Genomic DNA, 24,676 nt, shown 5'->3' with positions numbered 1-24,676 from the left:
CGCGAATTAGGATGTCGGGGTGCGCATCCGTCTCGACATCGCCTACGACGGCACGCACTTCCGCGGGTGGGCGCGTCAGCCCGGACTGCGCACCGTGCAGGGCACGATCGAGGATGCCGTCACGCGGATCCTCGGCGGCTCGCCGCGCCTGGTCGTCGCCGGGCGCACGGATGCCGGCGTGCACGCGACCGGGCAGGTGGCGCACCTCGACCTCGACGACGGGCAGCTGCACCGCCTGCGCTCGCGGCGCGGGCGGCGGCGTGACGACCGAGTGGATGCCGCAGACGCCGCGGTCGACGATGACGACAGCGAACGCGTGGCGGCGCTCGCCGCCCGCATCGGCGGCGTGCTGGGCCAGTACCCCGACGCGGTCGTGCGGCGCACGTCCATCGCGCCGGAAGGCTTCGACGCCCGGTTCTCGGCGAACAGCCGCCGCTACGAGTACCGCATCGCCGATCTCGCCACCGGCTACGACCCGCTCGAGCGCCACCGCACCACCAGCGTGCGCGCTCACCTCGACGTCGCCGGGATGGACGCCGCCGCGCGCTCGCTGATCGGGTTGCACGACTTCGCCGCGTACTGCAAGCCGCGTGACGAGGCGACGACCATCCGCACCCTGCTGGAGTTCGGGTGGCATCGCGACGACCTCGGCGTGCTCGTGGCATCCGTCAAGGCCGACGCGTTCTGCCACAGCATGGTGCGTGCGCTGGTGGGCGCCTGCGTGGCGGTGGGCGAGGGCCGTCTCAGCCCCGCCGACGTCGTCACCCTGCGCGACGACGCGGTGCGCACGAGCGAGTTCAAGGTGCTGGCCGCGCGCGGGCTCACCCTCACCGAGGTGGGGTACCCCGCCGATGATCTGCTCGCCGCACGCGCCGCCCAGACGCGCAACCGCCGCGACGCCGAATAGCGTTCAGCCACCGCACGTGCAACCGTCACCTCGCGGCCAGGCGTCGGGCATACGCTGGGACTCACGATGAGACTCATCTCGTACAACCTGCGCAAGCACCGCGCCGCCGGCGAACTGTCGGAGCTGGTCGAACGGCACGCGGCCAACGTGCTGTGCCTGCAGGAGGCGGTGACGGCGGAGCTGCCCCGGCAGATCGGCGGCCTCACTCTTGCCGACTCCACCCGCCGCAACAGGCTGGGCCTCGCGGTGTACTACCGCGACAACACGTTCCGCGTGCTCGAGGCGCGCTCGATGTCGCTGAAGAAGTCGCTGCACGACCGTGTGCTCAAGCCCGCAGAGGAGCGGATGCTGGGCGTGCGGCTGCGCGACATCGACAACAACCGCGAGTTCATCGTCGCCTCGTTCCACGCCGCGCCGCTGACGGCGCTGAACTCCTTGCGCCGCCATCAGATCAAGGCGGCGCTGACCGAGCTGGCGGATCTGGGCGACTCGCTGCCCACCCTGATGGTCGGGGACTACAACTACCCCGTCTTCAAGGAGAGCCTGGGCCAGAAGGTGCGGGAGCACGGCTACGAACTCACGCTGAGCGACATGCGCACCTACACGCGGTACAAGTTCTTCCGCGGTCACTACGACTTCGCAACGTCGGTCGGCTTCGACATCGAGCGGGTCACGACGCTTCCGCAGGGCCGCAGCGACCATCTGCCGATCCTCGTGACGGCGACCCCGTCGTCGCTGTCACGCGCGGCTGACGACGCCGCGTAACAGGGTGTGGGCGCTGCAGCCGGCCCGAGTCCCCCAAACTCGTGGCCGGCTGACAGCTACCCCCTGTGAGACGATCCCCACGTCGTCACTCAGGCAATTGAAACGGGCGGAAGTCGAGCCTTGAGGCTCTTGCGGGAAAGTTGCGCTAGAACTGTGGGTCTTTATCTAACGCTGAGACTGGAGGCGTCGATGGCGGTGCGTCGGGGGACCTGCGGGCTGTCCTGACGGCGCACAGGCCGCTCACTGCAGGCGCGTAGAATTCAGGGACCGCTCGCGCCGTCCGGCCGCGGCGAGAGCGGCGGAACAGGAGACCCGATGCGACGAGGTGGCAAGCGTGCAGGCGGGCTCATCGCGATCCTGCTGATCGCCGCGGGCGCGCTCACGGGGTGCGGCCCGGCGCCCTGGACGACGGCGCCCGAGAGCGAGGCCGAGGCGACCCCTCGGGCCACAGCGCCCGTGCCCGCGCCGGTGGCGAGCGACCTTTCCGGGGGCAGCACGCAGCGCGAGCTCACGGCGGGGGCGGTGTCGGCCACGGTGGACTACTGGTCGGATCTGTCGATGGATCGCTGGACCCCGACCGGCGTCAAGCCTCTCAGCATGTCGATGGTCACGACCGTCACGCCCAACGACGGGCAGAAGGTGTACCTGCAGAAGGCCACCATGAACGTCGTGCCCGCCAACGCGGCCGAGACCTTCGAGACGCTCGACCCGCAGGCGGATGCCGCGACGGTCAGCCCGGGCTACCTCGTGCTGAGCCCCTACAGCTACTCGCAGACCTTCAACGTCGGGTCGGTGCCCGACGACGCCACCTTCGTCACCGTGCAGTTCACGTTCGACTTCCTCGTGCAGACGACGCCGACATCGAGCGAGTACGCCAAGCAGACCGCGACCGACGTGCTGACCATCGCCATCGCCGCGCCGCCCGCCGCCGCAGAGTGACGTTCCCCCCCGACCCTGTGTTCGGGCCACCGCGTAAGCGCAAGGGAAGCACAAGGAAGCCCCAAGACGCCTCCCCACGCCCTCAGCGGTTCCTAGACTTCAACCACCGGCATCCGCGTGAACCCGATCACCGAATCTCCGCCGGCATCCCCCTGCGCACCTCTGCGCCCGCTGAAGCCGGTGAGCCATGTCATCCCCCCGTTCGTTCCACCCTGCCCGCCTGCTGGCCGGTACCGCGATCATCGTCGCGGCCGCGCTGCCACTGACAGGCTGCACGCCGCTGCTCGACGCGATCACCGGATCCGACTCCGCCGCGGTGGAGCGCACGCCTCAGCCGCTGCCGACGGCGACGCCCAGCATGGAGTTCGACTCGCAGTTCACCTACGACGGGTCGGTGTCGCTCACCTCCGATGTGAGTGACGGGCTCGAGGTGCGTCTCGACGTCTGGGCCGCCGCGCCGAAGCGCACCCGTGAGTGGATGCCGGAGGGGGAGAAGACCTTCGGCTTCGCCGTCAACGTCTACGACCACCGCGTGGACGACAAGGCGGTGCTCACTCAGAAGCGCCGGGTGTACATCTCCCAGGTCGGCATCACCTCGCAGACCGCACAGACCGGGGGGCAGGTGTCAACGCCGTTCCAGTTCGCCGCCGACCCCCGCACGCTCGTGCCCACCGACACGCTGCGGTCCGACCGAGGGCTGCTGCTGAACAGCTTCCAGGGCGGACTGCACGTGCCCGAGACGACGATCCACCAGCTTCCGCCCGATACGTTCGGGCTCACGCTGCAGTTCCAGCTGTCGATCTGGGTCGAGGGCTCGGCCAACGACGACACCTCGTTCCTGCAGCAGACCGTCTACCACCAGCTGCCCATCGCGATCTTCCCGGTCTCCGAGCCGGGCGCCGGAACCGACTCGGGCGCCGGCACCGAGGAGCCCGCATCATGAGCGCGCCGGCATCCGCCCCTCAGGCATCCGACGACCTCACGTCGGAGAACGGCTTCGCCGACGACTTCTCATCGGTGCTCGAGAACGCCACCGGGCATCGCTCGACCATCGGCTGCGTCATCCCCGCGTACAACGAGGAGGAGTCGATCGCAGCCGTGCTCGAGAGTCTGCTGGCTCAGACCCGCGTGCCGGACGTTATCCATCTGGTGGTCAACAACACCACCGACGCCACCGTGAAGATCGCCTCGGAGTACGCCGGGCCGCACGAGATCGTCACCGACCTGGGGGAGCAGTTCACCGAGGTCTTCGTGCACGACATCGGCAAGAACCCCGACAAGAAGGTCGGCGCGCTCAACTACGGCTACGCACTCGTCGAGGGCTACGACTACCTGCTGGGCGTCGACGGCGACACCATCGCCGACCCGCGTGCGGTGGAGTACCTCGAGACCGAGGCGGTGTCGGACTCGCGCATCGGCGGCATCTCCGCGATCTACTCGATCGACGACCAGCCCATCAAGGGACTGGTGGGCAAGTTCCTCATCGCCGGGCAGCGCACCCAGTTCGCGGCGTTCAACCTGCAGAACCTGCTGCACGGGCGCAACATGGCGGTGCTCGGAGGTCAGTTCTCGATCTTCTCGACTACGGCGCTGCGCGAGGCGATGAAGCAGAACCGGCAGTCGACGCCGTGGGTGAAGGACAGTGAGGTCGAGGACTCGCTGCTGTCGCTGCAGATCAAGAGCGCCGGCTTCCTCACCAAGATCAGCCCCTATGCCCGCGCCGACGTCGGCGGCATGACCACGCTGCGCGGCTACGACGCCCAGCAGGTCAAGTGGACGTATGGCTCCATCGAGCTGATGTGGCCCGGGCAGCGCGGTGACACGAAGGGCCAGCCGTTCCACCCGAACCTGCGGATGCGCTGGTTCGAGAACTTCGGCATGCTCACCAACCTGTTCGTGCGCGTGGCCTTCCTGACCCTGCTGGCGGGGTCGCTGTCGATCAACGCGTTCGTGTTCTCGCCGCTGTGGCTGCTGCCGCCGGTGGTGGCGGTGCTGCTGAACCTGCGCATCGCGTACACGATGAAGAACCGCAACGCCCGCGATGTGGCGTTCGCCGGCCTCATCTTCCCCGCGGAGATCTTCATGTGGATCCGCATCAGTCACTTTCTGCGTTCGTGGACCCGCTTCCTCTCCCGTAAGAAGGTGGACAACTGGGCCATGCAGGCGCGCGCGGAGACCGGCGGCGGCTCAGCGCACTGGATGCCGCTCGTGCTGCTGGTCGTCGTGATCGTCGCGATGAGCGTGATCTGGTCGATGCTCGGACCGCTCGTGCAGTCGACGATCCTGTGGGTGGGGTGGCCGATCGTCGGTGTGGTGACCGTGCTGCAGACCCTGACGATGGTGTTCAAGCTCCTGCGCCGTCACCAGGGATTCAAGGTCTGACCCGCGCACCGGCGGCGCCGCGCCGGAATCACTGAGACGAAAACTGACGGCCGAGACTGTGGGTAACAACCGCGGTCTCGTCCGTCAGTTTTCGTCTCACGGCCCAGGGCGGGGGCGGCCCAGGGGGGGGGCGGCCCGGGGCGGGCGGGCCGGGCCGGGTCGGGGTCAGGCCAGGGCTTCGGAGGTCATGCGGTAGCCGACCCCGCGCACGGTCTCGATGTACCGCGGGTTGGCGGGGTTGTCCCCGAGCTTGCGGCGCAGGTTCGTCATGTGCGCCTCGATGGCACGCTTGTCCGCGTCGCCGACGAAGTAGGTGGTGACGTAAGACTCGCCGCGCAGCACGAGTGTCAGGTCGGCCTTGCTGCGCACGCGTCGCTTCGACGCCATGAGTGTCGCCAGCAGGTCGAACTCGGTGCGGGTCAGATCGAGCTCCGCGGTCCCGGCGACGGCGACACGGCTGTCGGGGTCGAGCTGCAGGTCGCGGTGCACGATGGCAGACGGTCCGAGGCGCACGGTGCCGACGGGAGCGAGATCGGTACCCGGCTGGGGGCCCTCCGACGAGGCGACGATGACGGCGCGACCCTCGGATGCCGCGCCCTTCCCCTGCGCCCCCGATGTGTCCGCGACGGGGGCCGGCATCCGCTCGGGGGTCGCCGCCGGGGTCGCCACGTACTCGATCGGCTCCGCGACGGCGGCCGTGGCGGAGCCGGCGGCGGCACCCCCGCGCACCACCTGGATCGACGAGGTCACCGGGCGCGCGCCCGGGAACGACGGGCCCACCTGATCCTGGCGCGGGGCGACGGGTGCGGCGCTGCCGGCCCGCGGTCGGCGCAGCAGGGCGTCGATGCGGGCGCGCAGCTCGCGGGGTCGGAACGGCTTGTAGATGTACTCGTCGGCGCCCGACGACAAGCCGAGCACGACGTCGGCCTCGTCCTCGAGTCCGGTGAGCATGATGATGTAGGTGTCGCTCTGGGCGCGGATGCGCCGCGCTGCTTCGAACCCGTCGATGCCCGGCATCGAGACGTCGAGCGTCGTGATGAGCGGCTGGTAGGTGAGCACCGCGCGCACCCCGTCGATGCCGTTGCCCACCGACACCGTCGAGAATCCCATCGCCTCCAGGACCTCGGCGAGCAGGTGGCGGATGTCGGGGTCGTCCTCGACGATCACCGCGGTCTTCACGGGCGCGACGAAATCACTCATACGGGGAAACCTCGGGTGCGGAGAGGGGGGTCTGCTCATGCTACACACGCCCGGGATGCCGCGCGGACGCCCCCGATCGGCCCGGGTCGCCGAGCGAGCGCAGCGAGCCGAATCCCGGGTCGTTGAGCGAGCGGAGCGAGACGAAACGCGGTTGCCCGCGTGGGTCGTTGAGCGAGCGAAGCGAGACGAAACGCGGTTGCCCACGTGGGTCGTTGAGCGAGCGAAGCGAGACGAAACGCGGTTGCCCGCGTGGGTCGTTGAGCGAGCGAAGCGAGACGAAACGCGGTGGTGGCGTGTCGTCAGCGCGCGTCGCGGCTGAGCTCCACCGCGGCATCCGCCCACCACTGCCCGGCCGGCGGGCCGCCGTTGCAGGAGCCGTCGCTCTCGCCCGGGGGCTTGATCCACAGGTTGGTGTCGACGACCTCGTCGCCGAACGTCCCGCCCGGCTCGCCGATGAGGCGCCCCGAGGCGTTGCACCAGACACCATCCGACCCGGCGCCGCTGCGCGAGGTGTCGATGAGCGCATGACCTCCGCCGAGTTCGGCGGCCAGCGCGTGCGCGTAGTCGAACTCCGCGTCGGCCGCGTTGTAGTTCGACACGTTGGTGGCGAAGCCGCGCACCCGGTCGAGCAGTCCCGTCTGGGTGAGGATGCCCGCCATCACCGCCGGCGGATGCCAGGTGGCGTGACCGCCGTCGAGGTAGATCCAGGTGTTGTCGCCCGCCAGCCGGTCGACGGCGCCGCCGAGCTGCCGGGTGCGGTCCGCGAGGTTGCCGCACTCGGGGGCGAGCGCGAGGCTGTCCGGCTCGAGCACGACGATGCGCTGCAGGTCGCGCGCGTTCGCCAGAGCCTTGCCGATCTCGCCCGTCCACGTGGCGTAGTCGTCCTCGTCGAGACCGCCGGCCGAGAAGCTGCCGCAGTCCCGTCCGGGCAGGCCGTAGACGACCACGGCGAGCGCGGCGTCCTGTTCCCGGGCTTCGGCGGCGAGGGCGGCGATCCGGTTCCAGACCTGGCCGATCGGGTCACGCTCCGGCGTCAGCCAGTAGGCGGTCGGCTGCGCGGCGAGGTAGTCCGCAGCGGCGCGCTGTTGCGGGGTGGCCGAAGGGTCCTTCGCGGCCCGCGCGGCCGCGGAGCCGGATTGCGTCTGCACGACGGTGCCCACCGCCGGCGGCTGCGCGCCGAGCGCCTGCGCGAATCGCGTCACCCCGATCCCGACGGCGGCGAGACCGCCCAGCACGACGACGACGCCGAGCGCGATGAGGGCCACAGTGAGGCCGCGAGGGAACCGGCGTCGGGGGAGCCGGCGTGGGAGGACCCGCCGGCGGCGACCGAGCATGTTGCGCGGAGTCGCAGCAGGGTGAGGCACACGGGGAACATTACCTGTCCGGCGCGGGGTGTCAGGAAGGGAGCAGGGGGGCGGCGACCCGCTCCCACCGGTCCCCGCCCGCCCGCTGCGCCTCGTCGCATGCGTCGTGCGCTGCGCTGAGCAGCGCATCGAGGTCGTAGCCGACGGTGTCCACCGCGGCCCAACCGATGCTCGCCGAGACCCGCACGGCGATCGGCTGGGCAGGGTCGGGAGTGGCGATGCGTTCGAGCAGGCGGGACAGCAGTTGGCGCACCGCGCCCTCGGGGCGGGGGAGCAGCGCCACCACCCGGGTGTCGTCCTGCACGTCGACGTCGGCATCGGCAGGCAGCACCGAACGCACGTCGCGAACGAAGCGCTCGGTGCTGCGGGCGAAGTCGGTGGTGCTGAAGGCTTCGTGCAACTCGTCGGGGTTGTCCAGACTCACTTCCAGGACACACCACCACCGGTCGCCGGCCGACTCGGCCCGGCGCAGCCGGTCTTCGGCCACCACCCGGAAGGTGCTGCGGGCGCGGCCGACGACGGTCGTCGACTGCCCGTCGCGGATGAGCAGAAGCAGCGTCGTCGTGGCCGCCGAGCCGTAGAGCACCGCGCCCAGGCTGTTGAGATCGCGGATGAGGTCGAGACCGTCGGTGCCTGCGGCGGGCATGCCCTTCAGTACTCCTTCGACGGTGCTGAGCACCGCGAACAGGATGAAACCGACCGACGCGAGCGTGAGAGGCAGCACTTCGTGACGCAGACGCGCCTCGGTCCGTGTCAGCTCGACGAGGGTGAGCGCGGCGAAGACCGCGGCCATGACGAAGGCCCCGCGGAACGCCAGCGCGAATGTGGAGGTGGCGGTCGACAGGGGGAGGGCCACCGCCGACAGCACGGTGAACACGATGGGGATCCACAGGTGGTCCGCAACTCCCCGCCACGAGCGCAGACCCGACCAGATGAAGGCGCTGGCGCCGAGCAGCGCCGCGCCGCAGCCCGCGCGCAGCGCGGACGAGCCGGAGGCGTCGGCGGCGACCCAGCCGAAGGCGGTGATCATCGCCAGGCAGAAGGCGAACGACCAGATGGCGGCGGCACGGGTGGGGTTGCGGAGGAACCCCAGCCCAATGATCACCGCCGCATTCACGGTCGACAGCGCCACGAACGCGATGGCGATGGTGGGGTCGATCATTCGGCGATCCTCTCTGCGTCGGCGGCATCCACCGCTGTCAGGTGCACCACGACGTCGGTGCCGTGGCCGAGCGCGCTGGTCAACTCGAGCCGTCCGCCGTGCTCGTGCACGATCTCGCGGCTGATGACCATGCCCAGCCCGGTGCCGGGAATGCCGCTGGCCCGCGCGGTCTCGGCTCGGAAGTACGGCTCGAACACGCGCTCGATGTCTGCGGGGGAGATGCCGATGCCGGTGTCGCTGACCGTCAGTCGCACCTCTCGGCCGACACGGCGTGCTTCGACGCGCACCTGACCGCCGCGCGGTGTGTACTTGACGGCGTTGCCGAGGATGTTGTCTACCACCTGGCGAAGACGGAACGCGTCACCCGACACGTGAAGGTCGGGGTCGATGGCGGGTTCGACGGTGAGCTGTGCGGTCTGCGCCACCGGATGGAAGGCGTCCACCGATGCGGCCACCACTCGGCGCAGATCGACCCGCTCTGCCGGCGGGGTGGGTGCGCTGCCGTCGAGCACGGAGGTGATCAGGCGCTGCATGCGCTGTCCGGCGTTCTCCACCACGGTGAGGTTGTCGATGGCGTCGGCGGGGAGATCGTCTCGGTCCAGCAGCAGGTCGATGTGGCCGATGATCGCGGTGAGCGGGTTGCGCAGCTCGTGGGAGACCATGGTCGTCATCGTGCTCTTCTCCTGCTCCGCGGTGACGGCCGCGGTGACGTCGCGCAGAGCCAGCAGCGTCACCTCGGGTTCGTCGGGCGTGGCCGGGCTGGCGCTGGTCGTGGCATCCAGCGCGTGCCACATGCCCTCGGCGTCGAACAGCCAGAAGCGATGATCGTCGAAGAGCTCTCCTCGGCCGGCGCGGGCGAGCATGGTGCGCTGCGGCGGCAGCGGGTTGCCGCGGTAGGTGTCGTATTCGACCGCGGCGGTGGGGTGCGGGTTGGCGACGTCGCCGATGGCGTACAGACGCCGGTAGGCGTGGTTGGCGCCGCGGACCACGCCGCGCCGGTCGACGCGGGCGAGCGCGGTGTCGACGGAATTGAACAGCGCCATCGCGCGCTTCTCCTGCGCCTCGACGCGGCGGAGCGTGCGTTCGAGCTGATGGAACTGCCGCTCGAGCAGCCGTCGGAACGCGCGCGTTCGCCGGGCGGTGGTGGTGATGGTGATGCCGATGAACGCCAGTGCCAGCAGCACCACGATGACGCTCAGCGTGCGGTCGGGGGTGACCGCGGTCACCAGCGTGCCGGTGACGAGGATGCCCGCGATCTCGCAGAGGCCGGCGATGAGCCACGGCAGCGTGTAGTGCGTGGCGAGCCAGGTGACGGGGAACACCCAGAGCAGCGTCAGCAGCTCGGACCCCTGGTGCGCCATGAGCCCGATGGTGATGATGTCGATGGCAGGGAGAAGTGCCACTGCCGGCTTGCTCAGCCGGTGCCAGGGCACGGCGAGGGCGGCCGCGCTGACGGCGATCGTGAGCGTGACCCCGGCGTTGAAGGTCGGTCTCGTGAAGGTCTCGGGCGACAGCAAGGCGACCGTCACCGTGATCGCGGAGACGGCGACGGCGACGGCGAGCTGCCAATGCCAGATCGACCGTGTGCGCGAGCTGATCCACCGATGGGGGGCGTCATGGCGCCGAGATGGCGCGTCGGACGGCAACTCCCGCGCCCTGTCGTCAGCGTAGCCAGGCACGGCGATCAGTCGTCGAGGTCGTCGTCGCTGTAGTCGGGACCGGACACTGCCCGGTATCCCGCCCCGCGCACCGTCTCGATGAATCGCGGGTCCTGGGCGCTGTCGCCGAGCTTGCGGCGCAGGTTGGTCATGTGCGCTTCGATCGCGCGCACGTCGGCATCGCTGACCCGGGCCGGGTCGAGGTAGGTCTCGTCGTGCAGGGTGAGCACGAGGTCGGCCTTGCTGCGCACACGCCGCCCCGACTCGAGGATGGTCGCGAGGATCTCGAACTCCGACCGCGTGAGCGACACGTCTGCGCCGTCGACGACGACGGTGCGGGTCTCGCGGTCCAGCAGCAGCCCGTCGAGGCGCACCACGTCGGGCGGTCCCTCGGGGGTGCCGGGGATCCGCGGCACGAGCGGCCGGCCGACCGCTCCGGACTCCGCGTTGAAGCCCCGCGGGCGGCGCAGCATCGCCAGCAGCCGCGCGCGCAGCTCGCGCGCGCGGAACGGCTTCACGACCACATCGTCGGCGCCGACGCCGAAGCCCATGACGGCGTCGGCCTCATCCGAGAGCGCGGTGACGAGAAGGACGTAGGTGTCACTGCCTGCGGCGCGGATGCGGCGAATCGCCTCGAATCCGTCGATGCCGGGCATGTCGACGTCGACGGTGGTGATGGCGGGGTCGTAGGCGGTCACCGCGGCCACGCCGTCTGCCCCGTTGTCTGTGGCGGTGACGACGAATCCCGCGCTGGTGAGGATCTCCACGAGCAGATGTCGCACGTCGGGGTCATCGTCGATGACCACCGCGCGTGGTGAAGCGTTATGCGCCATGTGACCCCCCAGTGATGGCGGAGCGGTCAAGCCGCTCTGTATGGCTCCGATTGTGCCAGATGCCGACGACGCCGGCATGGCGGAACGCGCCGCAGGCGACGCAGAGCTTCTGCGGAGAAGATGGCGACGGGTTGCGTCAGTCCGCGACCGGGGCGTGCCGCGGCACAGCCACCCGCACCACCCGCACCACCTCGTCGAGCGCGGGTTCCAACTGCGCCACGGATCGTTGATAGGTGCGCCACGAGCGCCGGTAAGGGTCGACGACATCGTCGTCCGACGGCTCGGCCGGGGGGTGAGCGACGCCACGCTGCCCCGCTACCAGAGCGACGACGGCGCGCAGGCGCGCCGCGGCATCCGGTCCCGTCGCCTCGACGGCCGCGGTCAGCTCGGCGTCGCGGAGCGTTGCGGCCAGCCGGGCGAACTCGCGCACCGTGAACGTGGAGCGCAGGCGGGCGGGCACCAGCTCCACCACCGCCCGTCGGTGCTCGCGCGCCATCGCCAGAACGAGCTGGGGGGTGACGAGGTGATGCTGTTCGAGCCACCGCCCCCGGTGGGCGGCGGCCTGCGCGGCAGGCACGCCGCGGGCGACTGCCAGCTTGCGGGTCTGCTCGGTCAACGGCGTGCCGACGAGCCCACGGGTGCCGACGCTGTGCACCGCGACGCCGAGATCGCCGAGGCGCCGACGCAACAGCAATTCCGCGAGCGGGGAGCGGCAGATGTTGCCGGTGCAGACGGTGACGATCTCGAGGGCGGCGGAACTTCCCGGCAGGGCCGACTCCTGCGGCGATGCGACGCGAGCGGGTGCGCCCGACGGCGCCGGGAACTCAGCCAACGGCGAGCTCCTGCCGCTCGCCGCGATGCGCGCGGTGAGCGCGGTGGAAGGCCTCGACGTGGGCGCGGGCGCTCTCGGGCCATTCGCGCGCCGACAGGTCGGGCCGGCCGCGCTGCTGCTGCGCGGCCCGCAGCGTCTGCGCCAGCACGTCGGTGGTGAGCGCGCCCGAGAAGAGGTGCACCCATCCGGGGCCGACTTCCCTCGCCAGGTCGCGGTTCACATCGTTGTCGGGCACCAGCACCGGCCGCCCCAGGGACAGGGCCGCCAGCGCGGTGCCGCTGTTGTGCATGTGGCGGTACGGCAGCACCACGAGTTCGGCCGATGTGATGGTCTGCACCAGCTCGGGCTCCTCGAGAAAGCGCAGGTCGAAGCTCACGCGCGCATCGCCCTGCGCCGACGCGCGCAGTCCCTCCGCCAGATCGGCGGTCGAGGGCTTGCCGGCGATGTGCAGCGACACCGACGGATCATCCCAGCCGGTGAACGCGGCGACGAGGTCTTCGACTCCTTTGTAGCGACGGACGAGGCCGGCGTAGACGATGCGTCCCGACACCGGCTCGGTCTCGGCGCCGGCGCGAAGGGGACCGAACCAGTCGCGGTAGTGGCCGTGCGGGATCACCGTGCCCGGCACGGCGCTGCGCTGCGGCGTGCGCTCGTTCAGCCGGATGTCCAGAGCGGTCAGCGCGTCGATCCGGTCGAGCAGCCAGTTGTCGATGCGGTCGATGTTCGTCGGCCGCTCGAGGTTGTGCATCGTGCGAACGACCGGCGTGCGGGTCAGCCGCCAGCGCACGATGACCGCCGCTGTCAGGGTGCGCCGAGCCGCGCGGCCGATCCAGCGGTGTCCGCCCATCATCAACTCCGGCCAGTGCAGGTGCGCGACGTCGTACCGGCCCCACAGGGCGGAGCGGTAGTCGAATGGGATCACCTCGACGTCGACGCGCTGCGACAGCGACCGGTACAGCTGCGTGATGTACGGGTTGGTCGTGGGCTTCGGGATGCTGAAGGACTCGAGCACCACCAGCGGCGGGCGCTCGCCGGGGGCAGCGGCCGGGGCGGATGCCGCGGCCCGCTCAGCGACAGCCGCGTACCAGCCCGCCACCACTCCGGGCAGCCGGTCGATCGACCACCGGTCGGTTGCCACACCGCCCTGCGCCGCCGCCTGCCGCACCTGCACGGCGACGTTGCGCACGATGTCCCCCGACAACGCGGCGACGTGGGCGTTGGGCTGGGCGAGCACCGGGGGCCCACCCAGCGGCAGGCACACCACCGGACACCCCATCGAGGTCGCCTCCGCCACCACCCAGCCGGCCTGGTCGTGCATCGAGGGGAACAGGAACACCTCGGCGCGGGCGATCGCCGCGAGCAGGTCAGCGCGCGGCGCGTGGCCGCGGAACTCGACCCGATCGGCCACGCCCTGTCGGCGCGCGCGGCGCCGCAGCCTGCCGAGGTCGTAGCCCGAGCCGTAGACATGCAGCCGCCACCCGGCCAGCAGCGGATGCGCGAGGGCATCGATCGCCAGGGCAGCGCCCTTCCACGCCAACAGGCGGCCGGCGAACACGGCGGTGCGTTGCTCGAGCTGTGCGGCCCGGGGCGGCAGGTCGTCGAGAGTGGCATTGGGCTCGACCACGGTCGTCGCCCCCAGGCGCGCGAAATGCTCGGCGACCTGCGGGTTCTGCGCCACCACGAGGGCAGCCCGACGCCCGGTCGGATCGCCTCCCACGGCGCGCAGCGGCCGGGTCACGGCGGTGCGGACAAGCTCGGTGACCACGCCACGCACTCCCAGCCAGCGAGCGAGTCGTGCGATCGGCAGTGAACTCGATCCGCCGACGGGACCCCACACGAACGGCACATCCCGCAGCGCGCGCACGCCCGCCGGCATCCAGTCGTTCGCGAATGTCACGTGATGCGCCACGTCGAAGCCGACCTCGGCATGCAGAGCCTGCGCCACCCGGCCGAGCCCTCGCTGCCACAGCGGGTAGAACCAGTACAGATCCCACGCGCGCCGCTTCATCCGCACCACCCGCGCCGACGGGTCGTAATAGACCATGTGCAGGTGCTCGGCCAGATCGGGTTCGGCTCGCAGCGCCTCGGTGACGCCCGCTTCGAAGCGCGGCCGGGTGATGACCCACACGTCGCAGGTGCGCGCGGCGGCGCGCGCGAACTCCCAGCCGGCGCTCGCCTCAGGGCCGGCATCCGGCCCGCACGCGTACGCGCTCATCAGCACTCGGCGCCGCGGCGCCATGCTTTCGGCCCCCACAGCCGTCGCGAAATCCACACGTACCCCCGTCGTGGTGAAATCGTGCGGCATCTCCCCGTGATGCCGCATCCCCCACACGCATACTAGGGGCAGATCTTGCCGCGACGGGGCATACTGGCCTGCAGGGGATGCAGCGACGAAGGGGAATCGTCGCTGCGCAAGGGCTTCGTGTGAGGGGGACACATGCCTGATGAGAGCGGTCTGGGCGGCGTTTCGCTGCGCGTCGTCATGCCGGTCCACAACGCCGCCGCGTTCTTCGCGGAAGCGCTGCGCAGCGTGCTGGCGGACCTGCCGGACGACGGCGAGGTGGTGGTCGTCGACGACGGGTCGACCGACGGAAGCGAGCGGCTCGTGCAGCAGGCCGCCGAGCGCGACACGCGCATCACGGTGTTGCGGCACGACGAACCGCAGGGGGTCTCCCGTGCGCTGAACGCCGGCATCACCCACCCCGGGTGCCCCGAGTACATCGCAGTCGCAGAGCATGACGACCTCGTCCTGCCGGGAAGGTTCGCCGCGCAAGTGCACGAACTGCGTGAGGATGCCGCGCTGGGTGCGGTGTCCAGCGAAGGGCGATACCTCGGCATGAGCGGCCGCATCGCCGGCCGCGTCTCGGCCGGGCCCAAGAATCGGGAGGAATTCGCTCGGATGCGTGCGGCGGGGCGCGAGATTCTGGTGCCGCACCCCGCGATCACCTATCGGCGCGATGCCGTCGTGGCGGCCGGGCTCTACGACCCGACGTTCGATTACGCCCAGGACCTCGAGATCATCAACCGGCTCGTCTACGACGCCGGCTGGGAGGTGCGCACGATCACCGAACCGCACGTGCTCTACCGCATCCACAATTCATCCAGTTCGTTCGCCCACATATCCGAGCAGCGGATGATGACGCGCTACATCGTCTACCGCAACCGTCAGCAGCTCGCCCGGGCTGACGTCGATGACTTCGCCACCTGGAGCGAGAACAACGCACCCGACCGGCGCACGCGCTGGCGCTGGTATCGCAAGGACCGAGGAGCTCTGCACTACCGCCTGGCCGGGCTCGCGTGGCTCGACCGGCGCCTCGCCTCGTTCGTGGTGAACATCACCGCAGCGACGGCCCTTCACCCGAGATGGGTGCTGATGAAGATCCGGGTGGCGACAGGAAGATGACGTCCTCTCACGAAGTCCCTAGGCCCGCCGGCTCGGTGGCCATCTGCATTCCGACCTACCGGCGTCCCGAAGATCTGGCGCGGCTGCTGGCGTCCTTGCCTGCTGTGACGGCGACCGCGATCGACGAAGCGCTGTGCCGCGAGGTGTCGGTCGTCGTGGTCGACAACGACCCGGCGGGCAGTGCCGCCGATGTCATCGTGCGCACCGAGTTGCCGCTGCGATACCTGCGCGAGGCCACGCCCGGCGTCGCAGCCGTGCGCAACAGGGCGCTCGACGAGGCACGCGACTGCGACGTCGTCGTGTTCATCGATGACGACGAGACGCCGGCCGACCCGGGGTGGCTCGCCGCTCTGCTGCGCACGCGACGTGACCACGATGCCGATGTGGTCGCAGGACCCGTGCGCACTGTGGTCGACGGCGTGCTGGACCCTTGGGTCGTCGCGGGCGGGTTCTTCGCGCGTGCACATCGCACTCACCTGCAGACCGGCGACGCCATCAGCGCGGCGGCGTCGAACAACCTGCTGCTCGACATGAGCTTCGTCAGGCAGTCTCGGGTGCGGTTCGATGAGCGCTTCGGTCGCAGTGGCGGGGAGGACAGTCTCTTCACGTCGCAACTGCGCGCGAGGGGTGCGCGCATGGTCTGGTGCAGGGACGCCGGGGTGCTGGACCATCTGCCCGCCCACCGTCAGAGTCGTCAGCACGCCCTGCACCGCACCCGCGGCATGGCGGCAGCAGGCGTACGAGTGTCCCTGGCGCTCGCCGAGGACTCGCGCGGGCGCAGGGTCGGTGTTCGGGCGCGTGCGCTCGCCGCCGCGCTGGCGCGAATGGGATCCGGAACGATCAGGATCGCCGCGGCGACGGTCAGTCGGTCCCAGGGCGCGGATGCGGTCGGGCGTCGCGACCTGGCGCGCGGTCTGGGAGGGATCGACGGTCTGGCCGGCCGGGATCATGCGTATTACGGCGCACGTGCGGCAACCGCCGCGCGGCAGCGCCAGGAGGAGATGACGTGACCACGGAACTGACCGATCGCTCATTCGCGGCGACGCTCACCCGACTGCGCTCGGCGCAGAAAGGCCATGCCCGGGGAGCACCCGCGTACTCCGTGTACGTCAACCGCAAGCTCGGTCGTGTGCTCGCCGCGGTGGCGTACGGTCTGGGCCTGACGCCCAACCAGGTCACCGCCGTGAGCGCCGTGCACACCTTCGCCGCGATCGCGCTGCTCGCCCTCGCACCGGTCAGCTGGTGGCTCGGTCTCGTCGTCGCCGCACTGCTCGTGCTCGGGTACGCATGGGACTCCGCCGACGGGCAGGTCGCCCGGTTGCGCGGCGGTGGCAGCATCGCCGGGGAGTGGCTCGACCACTTCGTCGACGCGCTGAAGATCTCCTCGCTGCATCTGGCGGTGGCCATCGGCCTCTACCGGTTCGCGCCCGAGCTGCCGGCGGCATCCCTGCTCATCCCGCTCGGATTCTCGGCCGTCGCCACCACGACGTTCTTCGGCATGCTGCTCAACGACCTGCTCAAGGGTGCCCGCGGCGTGCCGTCCACGCACTCGCGCGGCGGCGGCACCTTCGCGCGCTCGATGATGCTGCTGCCGACCGACTTCGGCATGGTCTGCCTGGTGTTCGTGCTGTGGGGCGCGCCGCCGGTGTTCCTCGTCGCGTACGGTCTGCTGTTCGCCGCCAACGCCCTGTTCCTGGTCGCCGCGGCGGTCAAGTGGTTCCGCGAGATGCGCGATGTCGGCTGAGTCCGCGGCACCGCGGCCGCTGGCGATCGTCGTGGTGAACTACGGCTCCAGCGACCTGCTGGCGCAGAACCTCGTCACCTCGCAGCGCGCCGCCGCAGCCGACATCGTGGTCGTCGTCGACAACGTCTCGACGTCTGCGGAACGCGAGAGGGTGCGTCGGCTCGCCGCCGACCATGCCTGGCAGCTGGTGGAACCCGACACCAACCTGGGGTTCGGCGGCGGGGTCAACGCGGGAGTCGCCCGTGCGCGGGAGCACGGGGCGCAGGATCTGGTGCTGCTGAACCCCGACGCGGTGCTGCGCGAGGGCTGCGTCGCACGGCTGCGTGCGCGCGACCCCGCCCACCGGGCGCTCTGCGCGCCGCGCATCGTCACCAGCACGGGCGCGACCTGGTTCGCCGGAGCCGACGTGTATCTCTCCGACGGTGTGACCCGTGGTCGCGCGAAGCGGCCGGTCCACCCGGGCGACGACCGGTGGGAGTGGCTGACCGGCGCCTGCCTGTGGGTTCCCGTGGAGCTGTGGGATGCCGCCGGAGGCTTCGACGAGAGCTACTTCCTGTACTGGGAAGACGTCGACTTCTCGCGCCGGGCGCAGCGGGCCGGCGGCGAGTTGGTCGTCGTCGACGACGCCGTCGCGGTGCATGACGAAGGCGGCACGCAGACCGACAGAAGCCGCCGCGGTCACGCCAAGTCCGAGCTGTACTACTACTACAACATCCGCAACCGCATGCTGTTCGCGGCCAAGCACCTCGACGACGCCGGCGTGCGCCGGTGGCGCTCGGGCATGCTGTCGTCGGCGAAGGAGATCCTGCTGCGGGGCGGCCGGCGGCAGCTGGTGCAGTCGGCGGCCCCCTGGCGGGCAGCCGTGCGCGGCATCCGAGACGGCCGGCGGATCGCGGCCGGGCACGTGCCGGGTCGCTGACGGAGTACAGTCATGGCGGGGTATCGCGTAACCGGGGGGAGACGGCGATGAATGGGGACCGTGAGACGACGGCGGACGACGGCGCGCAGCGCGCGGCGCCGAATCGGCGAGGCTGGCTGTGGGCGGCGCTGGCGGTGATCGTCGTGGGTGCCGTGGTCGGCATCGCCGTCGCCGTGAACTCGGGGACCGATGACACGGCGCAGCCCGCGGCGTCCACGCCGACGACCACGCCGGCACCGGATTCGGCGACACCGGATGCCGCGACGCCGCAGGCCGCGACCCCCGATGCCACGCCGGGGGACGGCGCGGACGGTGCCGCACCCGACCGCGGCCCGGCCGAGCCGGTCGCCTTCGACGAGACGGCGGTCGTCACCGACGGCGTCACCGCCTCGGTCACAGGGATCGAGTCCGTCACGGGCGAGGCGAAGCTGCCCGGCGAGATCAGTGGGCCCGCGCTGCGCGTGACCGCGGAGATCGCGAACGACACCGACGCCGCGATCGACCTGACGACGACCGTCGTCACGGTCTACTACGGCGACGACCTGCTGCAGGCGAGCCCGGTGTCGTTGCCGGAGGGGTCGCCCTTCCCGCGGTCGGTCGCACCGGGGGAGAAGGCCTCGGGAACGTTCGTCTTCGAAGTACCCGAAGACCAGCGCGGGCGCGTGCGTGTGGAGGTCGACCTCGTCGTGACCGAGCCCATCGTGGCCTTCGAAGGCTCACTGAGCTGAAACCCGCTCTTGCGGGCGGGCCGATCCGGCCCATATGCTGTGCCCGATCCCACTGGGGGTGGGTCAATCGCGTCGGCTTCTTGGGGAAGAAGCGGAATCGGCGCTTACTTGGGGGAAGTCGCTGTGTCGCTGCACACTCGGGGCCGTCGTGTCCTTGCGTCCGTAATCACTGGAGCCGTCGTCATCGCCGGCCTTCTGGCCGTGCCGTCCACGGCGCTGGCGGAGGAGGTGCCGCCACCGACCGCCGCAGCGGTGCCACCTCTGCCCGAGACGGTGTCGGCTGACGCCCTGCCGACGCTGCAGATCGACAACGGCGTGGTGTGGACGCAGACGATCGTCGGCAACACGGTGTACGCGGCGGGCCAGTTCGAGAACGTGCGACCGGCGGGCGCCGCGGTGGGGCAGAACCTCACCAAGCGCACCAACATCGTCGCCTACGACCTGACGACGGGGCAGCTGATCGCCTCGTTCGCGCCGACCTTCAACAACCGTGTCAACGAGCTCGCCGCGTCGCCCGACGGCAAGAAGCTCTACGTCACCGGGTCGTTCTCGCAGGTGAACGGGCAGGCACGTTCGCGCTTCGCCGTGCTCGACCTGCCCAGCGGCAATCTGACGGCCAACACGCTCAGCCTGAACAACATCGGCAAGGCCGTGTACCCGACCGCCGACGGCGTGTACGTGGCCGGCTACTTCACCGCGGTCGGATCGCAGCCGCGCAACCGCGTGGCCAAGCTGAATGCCGCGGGCACCGCCGTGCTGCCGTTCTCGGTGCCGGTGGACGAGGGCCAGGTGCAGAGCATCGTGGCCGACGCCACCGGTTCGCAGGTGGTCTTCTCCGGCAATTTCCGCTCGGTCGGCGGGTCAGGCAATCCCGGCTTCGGTATCTTCCGCGCCGATGGTGCGACCGGCGCGGGACTTCCTCTCGGAGTGAACACGCGCATCCGCAACGCCGGTGAGGGCTCCGGCATCATGTCGCTGGCCACCGACGGCACCAAGTTCTATGGCGTCGGGTGGCACTACGGCAGCGCCGGCACGCTCGAGGGCTCCTTCGCCGGCAACTGGGCCGACGGCTCGCTTGCCTGGATCGAGGACTGCCACGGCGACACCTACGACATCGCGATCGTGCGCGACATCGCCTACTCAGCCAGCCACAAGCACTACTGCGGCAACAGCGGGGGCTTTCCGCAGACCAACCCGTGGAGCTTCAACCACGCCACCGCCTGGACGACCGACGCGCGGGGCGTCAACACGCCCGACATCTACGGCTACCCCGACCACCCGGGCACGCCGCGGCCCGAGATCCTCAACTGGTACCCGCTGACGCCTCCCGGAACGTTCACCGGGCAGAACCAGGCGGTCTGGACGGTCACCGGAAACGACGACTACGTCATCTACGGCGGAGAGTTCCCCAGCGTCAACGGCACCCGGCAGCAGGGCCTCGTGCGCTTCGCGGTGCGGTCGCTCGCGCCGAACAAGCAGGGCCCGCGCCTGTCCGGTGAGAGCTGGACGCCGTCGGTGACCTCCTACGAGTCCGGCAAGGTTCGTCTGCGCTATCAGACGAACTGGGACCGCGACGACCTGTCGCTGACCTACCGCGTCTACCGCGACAACGAGACGTCGGCACCCATCAGCGAGAAGACCATCGCCGCGACCTTCTGGCAGCCGACCGGCGAGGTGGTGAGCGACGCCGGGCTGCAGCCGGGTGCCAGCCACCGCTACCGGGTGACCGTCACCGATCCGAGCGGCAACGTCGTCAAGTCGCCGTGGGTCAGTGTCACCGTCTCCAACGAAGCGCCGTCTGCGTACGTCGACGCTGTGCTCGGTGACGACGCTCTCAACTACTGGCGTCTGAACGAGGCGGCCGGCGCGACGGCCTTCGACTGGAGTGGCACCAACGACCTCGCTCTGAGCGGCGAGTACACCCGCAGTGCTGCGGGAGCGATCGAAGGTGACGCCAACACCGCCACGGCGTTCGTCAACGGGTTCGGCGGTGCCGCCCAGAGCGCCACGGGACCGAACAGCTTCACCATCGAGACGTGGATCAAGACCACCAGCACCCGTGGCGGCAAGATCGTCGGCTTCGGCAATGCGAACACCGGGCTGTCGAGCAGCTACGACCGGCAGGTCTACATGGACGACGCCGGCCGCCTCTGGTTCGGTGCCCACCCCGGGGGTGTGCGCACCGTCAACAGCACGGCGTCGTACAACGACGGCCGGTGGCACCATGTGGTGGCCTCGCTCGGCTCCGACGGCATGAAGCTGTTCGTCGACGGCAAGCGGGTCGCGCAGCGTGCCGACGTCACCGGTGGGCAGGACTACCAGGGCTACTGGCGCGTCGGCGGTGACAACCTCAACGGGTGGACGAACCGTCCGAGCTCCGACAACTTCAACGGGCTGATCGACGACGTCGCGATCTACGCGGCGCCCCTGTCGACCACGCAGATCCGCGGCCACTTCGAGGCCGCCGGTGGCGTACTCGACCTGCCCGCCGAACCCCGTGACGCCTACGGATCACTCATCTACAAGTCCGATCCCGACTTCTACTGGAGGTTCGACGAAACATCGGGTGCGACGGTCGTCGACTCGGGCGTGCAGGAGAACCCGGGGGCACTTGCCGGTGACTACACGCGTGGCGCTGCCGGTGCCCTCGGAGAATCGACCCGGGGCATCTCCTTCAACAAGCGCACCTGTCAGTGGTGGGAGATGGGGTGCTCGAACACGAACGGCGGCAACGCCTACACGACCGCGAGCGGGCCCGCCCCTACGGTGTACAGCGTCGAGACATGGTTCAAGACCACGACGTCGGAGGGTGGCAAGCTCTTCGGCTTCGCCGACACCCAGTCGGGCAACTCGAGCAACCACGACCGCCACGTCTTCATGCGCGATGACGGACGCCTGGTGTTCGGAGCATGGACGGGGCAGGAGAACACGGTCGTCACTCAGGCCGCGCTCAATGACGGGCAGTGGCACCACGTCGTCGCCACGCAGGGCCCCGACGGGATGCGACTGTACGTCGATGGCACGCTGCGGGGGACCAACCCGCAGACTCAGGCGCAGTCCTACTCCGGCTACTGGCGCGTCGGCGGTGGCACCACGTGGGGCTCCAGCTCGCAGAATCTCATCGGCAGCTTCGACGAGGCGGCGATGTACACGCGTGTGCTCACGGCCGACGAGGTCGCCGCGCACCACGCGGTGGGCTCGGGTGCGCCGATCCCGAACCAGGCCCCCGTGGCGGCCTTCGCCGTCGCCGTCGACGGGCTGACGATCACGGCCGATGCCGCACCCTCGACCGACAGCGACGGCCGCATCGCGACCTACGCGTGGGAGTTCGGCGATGGAGGCGTGTCGGCTGAGGCGCTCGCGACGCACACCTACGCGACGGGTGGCACCTATACGGTGCGGCTGACGGTGACCGACGATGACGGCGCGACCGCGACAACCACCCAGCAGGTGGTGGTCGAGCCGCCGAACGTCGCGCCGACGGCGCGGTTCACGGTTGCAGCCGACGACCTCCGGGTCAGTGTCGACGCCGCCTCTTCGAGCGACAGCGACGGCACGATCGCCTCGTACACATGGGACTTCGGTGACGGCACGACGGCCACCGGCCCCACCGCCACCCATCTGTATGCGTCGGCCGGCGGCAAGGGCATCACACTCACCGTCACCGACGACGACGGCGCCACGCACAGCGTGACCCAGGTCGTCGAGCTGGTCGCGCCGAACCAGGCGCCGACGGCCAGCTTCACCCTGCGCAAGGAGGGACAGGACATCTCGGTGGATGCGGCTGCGTCCAGCGACCCCGACGGCACGATCGTGTCGTACGCGTGGAACTTCGGTGACGGCAGCACGGGCACCGGTGCGACTGCCACGCACCGCTATGGCGTCCCCGGGCCGTATACCGTCACCCTGACGGTCACGGACAACCGTGGTGCGACCGCCACCACCACGCGGGGGGTCGACACGACGCTGCCCGCGAATGTGGCGCCGGTGGCGGTGTTCACGTCGGCGGTGTCGGGGTTGTCGGTGTCGGTGGATGGTTCGGGTTCGTCGGATGCTGATGGGTCGATCGCGTCGTATGCGTGGGACTTCGGTGACGGCGGCACGGGTGCCGGGGCGACGGCGTCGCACGCGTTCGCTGCGGCGGGGACGTACACGGTGCGGTTGACGGTGACCGACAACGGCGGCGCGGCGGCGACGACGACGGCTGAGGTGACGGTGGCGGCTCCGGTGGAGCCGCCGGCGGGTCAGCTGTTCGCGGATGCGTTCGGTCGCACGGTGGCGTCGGGTTGGGGTTCGGCGGACGTCGGAGGCGCGTGGACGCTGCGTACGGGGGCGAACCGGTTCGCGGTCGCTGATGGCGTGGGTCGGATCACGATGCCGGGGTCGTCGACGGTCAATGTCGACAGCGCGGTCATCGACAGCACATCGACGTCGTTCACGGGGGAGTTCGCTGTCGACAAGATCAACGACGCGATGTACATCGGGTTGATCGCGCGTCGGGTGGGAGACGACCAGTACATGGTGCGCATCCGCACGGCGGCCGACGGCAGTGCTCGGCTGAACGTGCTGCGGGGCGGAAGCACCGCGGTGGGTGCGGCGGTCGAGACGGGTGTCGTGATCGAGCCTGGTGCGAAGTATCTGTTCCGGGTCGACACGAAGACCGCCGCGGGGGTCACCACGATCTCGGCGAAGGTGTGGAAGGACGGCACGCCCGAGCCGGGCTGGCAGGTCGAGCGCACCAACAACGTCGCCGGACTGCAGGCGCCTGGTTCCGTCGGGGTTTACGCTTTCGTTCCGAACGCCGCCACCCGGGTGCCCGTCACCCTCACCTTCGACAACCTCCAGGTCGTGAATCCGGATTCCGTCGTGGTTCCGCCGGTCGATCCTCCCGTCGACCCGCCCGCGAATGTGGCGCCGGTGGCGGTGTTCACGTCGGCGGTGTCGGGGTTGTCGGTGTCGGTGGATGGTTCGGGTTCGTCGGATGCTGATGGGTCGATCGCGTCGTATGCGTGGGACTTCGGTGACGGCGGCACGGGTGCCGGGGCGACGGCGTCGCACGCGTTCGCTGCGGCGGGGACGTACACGGTGCGGTTGACGGTGACCGACAACGGCGGCGCGGCGGCGACGACGACGGCTGAGGTGACGGTGGCGGCTCCGGTGGAGCCGCCGGCGGGTCAGCTGTTCGCGGATGCGTTCGGTCGCACGGTGGCGTCGGGTTGGGGTTCGGCGGACGTCGGAGGCGCGTGGACGCTGCGTACGGGGGCGAACCGGTTCGCGGTCGCTGATGGCGTGGGTCGGATCACGATGCCGGGGTCGTCGACGGTCAATGTCGACAGCGCGGTCATCGACAGCACATCGACGTCGTTCACGGGGGAGTTCGCTGTCGACAAGATCAACGACGCGATGTACATCGGGTTGATCGCGCGTCGGGTGGGAGACGACCAGTACATGGTGCGCATCCGCACGGCGGCCGACGGCAGTGCTCGGCTGAACGTGCTGCGGGGCGGAAGCACCGCGGTGGGTGCGGCGGTCGAGACGGGTGTCGTGATCGAGCCTGGTGCGAAGTATCTGTTCCGGGTCGACACGAAGACCGCCGCGGGGGTCACCACGATCTCGGCGAAGGTGTGGAAGGACGGCACGCCCGAGCCGGGCTGGCAGGTCGAGCGCACCAACAACGTCGCCGGACTGCAGGCGCCTGGTTCCGTCGGGGTTTACGCTTTCGTTCCGAACGCCGCCACCCGGGTGCCGGTCACCCTCACCTTCGACAACCTCCAGGTCAACGCCCTGCCGTGATGAGCGTCTCCACTTCGCAGTTTCCACTCACACGCCCGGGGCGTCCG

General features: G+C 70.2%; 18 protein-coding genes. 11 read left to right on the top strand and 7 right to left on the bottom strand.

Features of this window, described 5'->3' with window-relative positions; all coding sequences use genetic code 11:
* Positions 1 to 19 precede the first annotated feature (19 nt).
* From QNO26_RS12625 to QNO26_RS12605, 5 genes are all read left to right on the top strand, one after another.
* On the top strand, positions 20 to 907 hold the full coding sequence (locus QNO26_RS12625) for a tRNA pseudouridine synthase A (RefSeq protein WP_257534077.1): 888 nt from the start codon (positions 20 to 22) through the stop codon (positions 905 to 907).
* A 66-nt stretch (positions 908 to 973) separates the two neighbouring features.
* Positions 974 to 1,672: an endonuclease/exonuclease/phosphatase family protein gene (locus QNO26_RS12620; protein ID WP_257534075.1), complete on the top strand. Its 699-nt coding sequence runs from the start codon at positions 974 to 976 to the stop codon at positions 1,670 to 1,672.
* Positions 1,673 to 1,987: 315 nt separating this feature from the next.
* Positions 1,988 to 2,611 (top strand): hypothetical protein, encoded by a 624-nt coding sequence (locus tag QNO26_RS12615; RefSeq protein WP_257638768.1) that lies wholly within the window; start codon positions 1,988 to 1,990, stop codon positions 2,609 to 2,611.
* 187 nt (positions 2,612 to 2,798) lie between these two features.
* Entirely contained in the window at positions 2,799 to 3,554 is a 756-nt protein-coding gene (locus QNO26_RS12610; protein WP_257534072.1) for a fructose 1,6-bisphosphatase, read from the top strand.
* Positions 3,551 to 4,993, top strand: a complete 1,443-nt coding sequence (locus QNO26_RS12605; protein WP_257534070.1) for a glycosyltransferase family 2 protein — start codon at positions 3,551 to 3,553, stop codon at positions 4,991 to 4,993. The genes QNO26_RS12610 and QNO26_RS12605 overlap by 4 nt, the downstream gene beginning before the upstream one ends.
* Before the next feature lie 165 nt (positions 4,994 to 5,158).
* Here QNO26_RS12605 and QNO26_RS12600 read toward each other — a convergent pair whose 3' ends face one another.
* From QNO26_RS12600 to QNO26_RS12570, 7 genes are all read right to left on the bottom strand, one after another.
* Positions 5,159 to 6,193, bottom strand: a complete 1,035-nt coding sequence (locus QNO26_RS12600) for a response regulator transcription factor (RefSeq protein ID WP_257534068.1) — start codon at positions 6,191 to 6,193, stop codon at positions 5,159 to 5,161.
* A gap of 299 nt (positions 6,194 to 6,492) precedes the next feature.
* Positions 6,493 to 7,458 (bottom strand): glycoside hydrolase family 6 protein, encoded by a 966-nt coding sequence (locus QNO26_RS12595; protein ID WP_257638769.1) that lies wholly within the window; start codon positions 7,456 to 7,458, stop codon positions 6,493 to 6,495.
* A gap of 130 nt (positions 7,459 to 7,588) precedes the next feature.
* Positions 7,589 to 8,719 carry a nucleotidyl cyclase domain-containing protein gene (locus tag QNO26_RS12590; RefSeq protein ID WP_257534065.1) on the bottom strand — a complete coding sequence of 377 codons (1,131 nt, stop codon included), beginning with the start codon at positions 8,717 to 8,719 and terminating at the stop codon, positions 7,589 to 7,591.
* Positions 8,716 to 10,398: a sensor histidine kinase gene (locus tag QNO26_RS12585; protein ID WP_257638770.1), complete on the bottom strand. Its 1,683-nt coding sequence runs from the start codon at positions 10,396 to 10,398 to the stop codon at positions 8,716 to 8,718. Before QNO26_RS12585 ends, QNO26_RS12590 begins: the two co-directional genes overlap by 4 nt.
* A 5-nt stretch (positions 10,399 to 10,403) precedes the next feature.
* On the bottom strand, positions 10,404 to 11,210 hold the full coding sequence (locus tag QNO26_RS12580) for a response regulator transcription factor (RefSeq protein ID WP_257534062.1): 807 nt from the start codon (positions 11,208 to 11,210) through the stop codon (positions 10,404 to 10,406).
* A gap of 136 nt (positions 11,211 to 11,346) precedes the next feature.
* Complete coding sequence (locus QNO26_RS12575) at positions 11,347 to 12,042, bottom strand: arsenate reductase/protein-tyrosine-phosphatase family protein (RefSeq protein WP_285181651.1); 696 nt, start codon at positions 12,040 to 12,042, stop codon at positions 11,347 to 11,349.
* The gene (locus tag QNO26_RS12570; RefSeq protein WP_257638771.1) at positions 12,035 to 14,257 is read right to left on the bottom strand and encodes a glycosyltransferase; all 2,223 of its coding nucleotides are present in this window, start codon (positions 14,255 to 14,257) and stop codon (positions 12,035 to 12,037) included. Before QNO26_RS12570 ends, QNO26_RS12575 begins: the two co-directional genes overlap by 8 nt.
* Before the next feature lie 222 nt (positions 14,258 to 14,479).
* Between QNO26_RS12570 and QNO26_RS12565 the strand changes: the two genes are divergently transcribed.
* The 6 genes from QNO26_RS12565 (at position 14,480) to QNO26_RS12540 (ending at position 24,629) form a co-directional block, all read left to right on the top strand.
* Complete coding sequence (locus QNO26_RS12565) at positions 14,480 to 15,445, top strand: glycosyltransferase family 2 protein (protein ID WP_257534058.1); 966 nt, start codon at positions 14,480 to 14,482, stop codon at positions 15,443 to 15,445.
* The gene (locus tag QNO26_RS12560; protein ID WP_285181649.1) at positions 15,442 to 16,455 is read left to right on the top strand and encodes a glycosyltransferase family 2 protein; all 1,014 of its coding nucleotides are present in this window, start codon (positions 15,442 to 15,444) and stop codon (positions 16,453 to 16,455) included. The genes QNO26_RS12565 and QNO26_RS12560 overlap by 4 nt, the downstream gene beginning before the upstream one ends.
* Entirely contained in the window at positions 16,452 to 17,189 is a 738-nt protein-coding gene (locus QNO26_RS12555) for a CDP-alcohol phosphatidyltransferase family protein (protein WP_257534056.1), read from the top strand. Before QNO26_RS12560 ends, QNO26_RS12555 begins: the two co-directional genes overlap by 4 nt.
* On the top strand, positions 17,179 to 18,108 hold the full coding sequence (locus QNO26_RS12550; protein ID WP_257638772.1) for a glycosyltransferase family 2 protein: 930 nt from the start codon (positions 17,179 to 17,181) through the stop codon (positions 18,106 to 18,108). The genes QNO26_RS12555 and QNO26_RS12550 overlap by 11 nt, the downstream gene beginning before the upstream one ends.
* A gap of 47 nt (positions 18,109 to 18,155) precedes the next feature.
* Positions 18,156 to 18,836 (top strand): translocation/assembly module TamB domain-containing protein, encoded by a 681-nt coding sequence (locus tag QNO26_RS12545; protein WP_257534054.1) that lies wholly within the window; start codon positions 18,156 to 18,158, stop codon positions 18,834 to 18,836.
* Between the two features lie 201 nt (positions 18,837 to 19,037).
* The gene (locus QNO26_RS12540; protein ID WP_285181645.1) at positions 19,038 to 24,629 is read left to right on the top strand and encodes a PKD domain-containing protein; all 5,592 of its coding nucleotides are present in this window, start codon (positions 19,038 to 19,040) and stop codon (positions 24,627 to 24,629) included.
* Positions 24,630 to 24,676 lie beyond the last annotated feature (47 nt).

The organism is Microbacterium sp. zg-Y1090, assembly GCF_030246945.1.
Classification (GTDB): Bacteria; Actinomycetota; Actinomycetes; order Actinomycetales; family Microbacteriaceae; genus Microbacterium; species Microbacterium wangruii.
Note: the sequence above shows the minus strand (reverse complement) of the source record. Positions and strands in the feature narration are given on the sequence as shown.